This is a genomic window from Oceanisphaera marina (genome assembly GCF_014643915.1).
GTDB lineage: Bacteria > Pseudomonadota > Gammaproteobacteria > Enterobacterales > Aeromonadaceae > Oceanimonas > Oceanimonas marina.
On the sequence record NZ_BMKE01000052.1, the window covers coordinates 1 to 2,667 of the forward strand.

The 2,667-nt window shown below is 37.5% G+C and carries 2 protein-coding genes; both read right to left on the reverse strand.

What is annotated here, in order from left to right:
• Window positions 1-248: 248 nt before the first annotated feature.
• Window positions 249-2,147, reverse strand: coding sequence for an asparagine synthase (glutamine-hydrolyzing) (gene asnB, locus IEW52_RS15470; protein WP_188630981.1), 1,899 nt, complete (start codon window positions 2,145-2,147; stop codon window positions 249-251).
• Window positions 2,147-2,667, reverse strand: a 521-nt coding sequence (locus tag IEW52_RS15475) for a glycosyltransferase family 4 protein (protein WP_188630982.1), incomplete at its 5' end; no start/stop codon positions are given. The genes IEW52_RS15475 and asnB, both read right to left, overlap by 1 nt.

The following is a 2,667-nucleotide window of genomic DNA, read 5'->3' on the forward strand; positions in this document are numbered from 1 at the left end:
AAATCAGAACTAATATTTTTTTTATCGGTAAAACAAACATATCTTACTCCTTCTTTCTTAAAAAAAGGAGAGTGTAAACTATCATAATCGCCAAATATTGAAGTATAAACAACAAATTCTTTCATAAATTAAAATATTTTTCATCTATATATATACAACAGGAACAAGAGTAAGAAGTCCCTTGAACCATAAAATCCCACGCCAGCTCTATGCTATATAAGGGAATGACTAAACTTTATTATTATTCATCAACTCATCCACCGCTTATACCACATCTGAAAAACAAGGACTGTCCAAAGTTTTCCTATTAAATACTTTTCACCTGATAAGTATCCAGCTTTCATTGCAATCAGTTTCTCTATATTAAAAATTCCTTGATGCTGTAGGAAGACAGGATCGAAATGCTCGTCCAGATAGTCTTTTAGTTTATCTCGAAACCAGTCAGCAATAGGAACGCTAAAGCCCATTTTGGGTCGATTCATTATTTCTTCAGGCAAGTACTTATGTGTAATTTGCTTGAGTAGGTATTTTTTATTACCTTGGTTAATTTTTAGTGACGGCTCTAATCGCGCAACATATTCAATCAAACGATAATCCAATAACGGCTCACGACCTTCCAGGCTTACAGACATAGTGGCACGATCAACTTTTGTAAGAATATCGTCCAGCTGGTAGGTTTTAAAATCAATTGCCAACATCTTATCAAGATCAGACAATCCCAACCCCAAATATTTAAAATCATCAAAACCAGTATATAGTCGTGCAGCCCTACATTTAATAAGACTATCCAGCTCAGTACTAGTAAAAATCTTTTGCAGATTTTGCATTGTCTGCGTGGCCGTTTCAGAAGACATGATAGACAGCCCGCGATGATATTTACCTGAAAAATTTTTTATAAAATAGTCAAGACCGGTCCTATCTGGCGGAATAAAACTTAAAGCTTTGGCCAACCGTTCTTTTCGAGGAATTTTACTAAATAGTTGGTAATACTGATTTGCTTTCACATATTTATCGTAACCACCAAAAACTTCGTCACCACCGTCAGCACTCAGTGAAACAGTAACTTGTTCTCTGGCAAGCTGACTGACCAGCATGGTTGGTATGACTGAATTATCGGCAAATGGTTCATCCCATATCTCAGGAAGTTTGGGAAGGATCTCGAGCGCATCCTGTTGAGTACAATAATATTCGGTGTGCTCTGTTCCCAGGTGCTCAGCAACCTTTTTGGCATGATGAGCTTCGTTAAACTGCTCCTCATGGAACCCAATGGAAAAGGTTTTAATTTTTTCTGTGCGTTCAGATTGCAATAACGCCGTGACAGCTGATGAATCATAACCGCCGCTTAAAAACATACCAACTGGTACATCTGCTACCATGCGGTATTCGCAGGCAGATTTTAGCAAGCGCTCGGTTTCACCCATTGCTTCCTGTTCAGAAACAACCAGTTTGGGTTGGTTGTAGCAATCAATCACATCCCAGTATTTTTTAATGTTGAACTGTGCGTTTTGAGTGTTGAGCTCTAAAACATGACCGGCTTGCAGTTTATGAGTGTGATTAAAAATGGTGTGCGGTTGAGGAATATAGCCGTATTGCAAAAACAGGGCTAAACCATCGTGGTTGAGTTCCTTTACAAATGCAGGGTGCTCATGAAAGCTTTTTAGTTCACTGGCGAACATAAACAAGCCATCTTTTTGATACCAATAGAGCGGCTTGACTCCTGCACGATCACGAATCAAAGTAAGAGTTTGTTTTTGACTATCGAAAATCGCAATGGCAAACATACCATTAAAGCGGTGGACAGCACTTGTCCCCCACTTATGGTAAGCCTTTAAAATTACCTCGGTATCAGAATGGGATTCGAAGCTGTAACCCTGCTTTTTCAATTCGATGCGGATTTCTTTAAAGTTATAGACTTCGCCGTTATATATCATCGTCAGATGATTAAACGTCATTGGCTGATGACCATGATTTGAAAGATCTAGGACAGAAAGACGACGGTGCCCAAGTGCAACTTGTGATGATTCATATTCATCAAACAAGTAACCACCATCATCTGGACCGCGATGCAGCAAGGCATCAGTCATTTTCTTAAGTATTTCTATATCAGATTGGTGCCTGAAATCTATCAACCCTGCTATACCACACACTATTTATTACCTTCTACAATCACATCAAATATAGTTTGGAATTTTTCTGATATAGTTTTCGGTGAGAACTTCCTCTTACAAATCTCAATAGATTTCCTCTTCATCTCAATCAATTTATCATGTTCTAATTTAGATAATTCGGTAAGCGCTAACACTATTGACTCAATGTTTTGAGGTTCAAACAACATCCCATTACCATCGACTATATCAATTAAGCCTCCAGTTTTTGAAAACAAACATACATTACCAGTAGCTAAACCTTCTAATGCAAACATAGATAGGCCTTCATAACGACTTGGTAGCATCACTACATCTGAGTTCTTTAGTTCTTCTATTATTTCATGGTGAGGCATTGACTTAATGAACTCTACATTATCAATATTCTTACAGAGATCTATGAGCGACTCTCTCATATCTCCATCACCAACAATTTTAACTTCAAATTTATCTAAAACTTCTTTGGGCAGTAATTTCAATGCATATATGAAATCTGTAAATCCTTTTTGATTATTTCCAAGAT